This window comes from Clostridioides sp. ES-S-0001-03, from assembly GCF_020676075.1.
Lineage (GTDB): Bacteria > Bacillota > Clostridia > Peptostreptococcales > Peptostreptococcaceae > Clostridioides.
Genome location: NZ_JACVWJ010000025.1, coordinates 1 through 2,819 on the forward strand (window position 1 = coordinate 1; position 2,819 = coordinate 2,819).

Below are 2,819 nucleotides of genomic sequence, written 5' to 3' on the forward strand. Positions count from 1 at the left end.
TCGCATATATCTGTATGAGGATGTGCCATGGATAACATAAACTGAATACCTATAGTTGCAGGATTAATCATTGCAGAAGCTAAAACCCCATCACCATAAGCTGATGTCATTTCAGTTCTTGCCAATCTCAAGGCTTCATAACTTATATTTTGAGGCACTCTATTTCCTATTCTTTTAATCATATTTGGATATTCGTCAACTAAAGTTTTCTTACCTTTTAAAACATATTTGTCTAGCATCTTAGCTGTTTTAACACAGTCTTGACCTTCTGTTACTGCTGTTTGTAATATAACTTTCATATCTTCTCTGTACTTCTTACATTTAGACCAAATTCTATCAGATAAAAATAAACCATCCTTAACTCTTGTATAATAAGCTTCTACAGTTCTTATATTAATATCATAAAAAGCTTTTTGTATCATAGACTTAGTTACTTTAGTTATTTGAGCTGTCTCAACTGCATTAATTAAAATATTTTTAGAATAACTAGTAGCAGTTTCAACATTTTTATTTAAATATTCATCAAAATTAAATACTAGTTGTTCATTTAATATTTTTATTTCTTGTGTTAATTGTTTTAGTATCTGTTTTAACCTAGCTTTGTTAAAGTCTGAAAGATTTCCTTTTCTTATTTCTTTTGTAATATTTCTTGTTATGTTAATATACATTGTTCTTATTTCATCATCTTGCTTGAGTCTTAAATCTATAAATTTTTTTCTAGCTTCTAATGCCCATTTCTTGTACTCCCCTGCAACAGTTATTAATTCCAAAGTACTTTTATCCATTGTCATTATTATCCTTTATTTTATCTATTTCCTTGTTGATTTCATTTGACTCATCATCTAGACCTTGAGAATCATCTAATCTGTATTTTAACATTTTAGTTTTTATTATCTTTTCTCTTTCTCCAACTATTTCAGGGTCATCACTTATATAATTGCTCATTGTATCTACATACTGAGCTAAAAAGTTTACTGTTGATTCTTCGCTAATAAATCCACCCTCTAAAGCTTTATCTAATGCACTACATACTTTTTCTAGTGTTTCAGCTAATTCTTTATCATCTCGCGGATTTACTTCATCCCAACCTATATTCACATCATAAGATGAATATTTCATACCGCTAGAATTAGAACTCATTATTAAAACCATTCTTGCAAGTAATTGCCAGCTATTTGTAAATTGTTCTCTTTTTCTTCTTATCTTATTTACCATAATAGGCATTTGTTCTTTTACAGAAGCTAAAGCACTAGGTGTATGTACTCCAAATATAAACTCGGGTGTTTCAGATACATCTACTATGCAATAAAAAAGAAGCTTTAAAAGCTCCTTAGCATCACCTATAGCTGATTTCACTTCTACGAACTCAGCTTCTTCATCTTTGTTTAAGAATAGTATTTCATGACCATCAAGATTTATCTTTCCACCTTCTTTGGCAAATTTAACTGGGTCTTCAACACCAAAATTGTGTGCTAAAAAACTTGCAACATCAGTTAATTTCAACTTTAGTTTTGGAGTAGAGTGCATTTTGCTACCTTTTAACGCATGTAACATAACATCATGATAAGCTTTTAAAAGAGGTTCTATTGGTTCTATATCACTTTGCCCATATTTTAATGTTTCATCAGCTTCATTTTTAAAATGTATTATTGGTATAAAACCCCATACATTAGGCGTTTCCCCTTCTTCTAAACCTTCTATCTTATCCCCTTCAACCTCAACAATTCTACTTTCAGCAGTTATTATTTGTTTTACCTTAGCCCTTCTCTTGTTTTCTTCTAAGTCAGTCCATTCGTTTTGACTTTCTAATATATAAGCTATAGGCTCTTTTGTTGTAGGGGCTAATATTATTTCTTTTACTTCTTCGGGTGATATAAAGTTATATATTAATCTAACTTTTTTATCAGGATATAGAGGATTTTCTCTTTCTTCTCTAGTTATCCAAATATAACAATCACCTTGCTTTAAACTATCTGTATGTGTTTTCAGCATTTTAGATGTGTTATCTAAAACAAACTCATCTAGTATATATTGAGCTTCTTCATCTTCTATTTGAAAGTGAGGTACACCCATAAAGCCAGTTGTCGAGTTAACAATCGGTCTAACAAAACTAGAACCTAATTTGTAATTAGCATTCTTATTTTGATACAGTTCTCTTGCTAACTCATAATCAACTCTAGAATCGTCTAATTTATATATGCCAATATTTCCACTAGACATACGCATAATCTCTCCTGTAGGTCTTTTAAATAGCTTTTTTACATAAGATATTATCCCCATACACTACCCCCTTTCAATAAAGATAAATCAGTATTGTTATTTTCTGCAAACGAATATATTACTGCATCAGCTCTATCGGGCGATTCTCCAATTCTTTTTTTCATTTCCTTTTTACTTTCTATTTGTATTTTTCCTTTTGAATCTACTGTATATTTTCTATTTGATAATTGTTTAATAAGTTTGTCATCATCGGGAAGCTGTATTATAGCTTCTTTATTTTGTATAAAACTGCTTAAATTTGCATCTAATTCTTCCCTCATGTTATCCCACATTTCAGAAGCTTTATTATAGTACTTATCTTTCTCTATAGCACCAGAACCATTTTGAATAGGTATAACTTCATATTTAAGTTTTTCTTGTCTTATAACCTCTTTTAATCTATCTGTTACACCTGCACCTAAGCCATCATCATCAGTTTTTATTTTTACTCTGTTAATTTGATGATACATATTTTTAAATTTATCAACTGCTCTTAATATATTTCCTACTGTTTCCATTGTATCTTTTTTTGAATAAGTTAATAAATCAAATACTTTTCC

Annotated in this window: 2 protein-coding genes and 1 pseudogene; all 3 read right to left on the reverse strand. The window is 29.7% G+C overall.

Annotated features, from left to right (window positions below; genetic code table 11):
• On the reverse strand, nt 1–785 hold a 785-nt coding region (locus IC174_RS20500; RefSeq protein WP_227483917.1), incomplete at its 3' end, for a hypothetical protein.
• A complete protein-coding gene (locus IC174_RS20505) occupies nt 778–2,280 on the reverse strand; it encodes a phage portal protein (RefSeq protein ID WP_227483918.1) in 1,503 nt (500 codons plus the stop codon). The genes IC174_RS20505 and IC174_RS20500, both read right to left, overlap by 8 nt.
• A pseudogene (locus tag IC174_RS20510) lies at nt 2,271–2,819 on the reverse strand (terminase B); the annotation flags it as partial. The gene IC174_RS20505 and the pseudogene IC174_RS20510, both read right to left, overlap by 10 nt.

What these genes read in the sequence shown, in the direction of transcription:
- IC174_RS20505 (WP_227483918.1), bottom strand. Translation starts at nt 2,280, where the DNA reads ATGGGGATAATATCTTATGTAAAAAAGCTATTTAAAAGACCTACAGGA.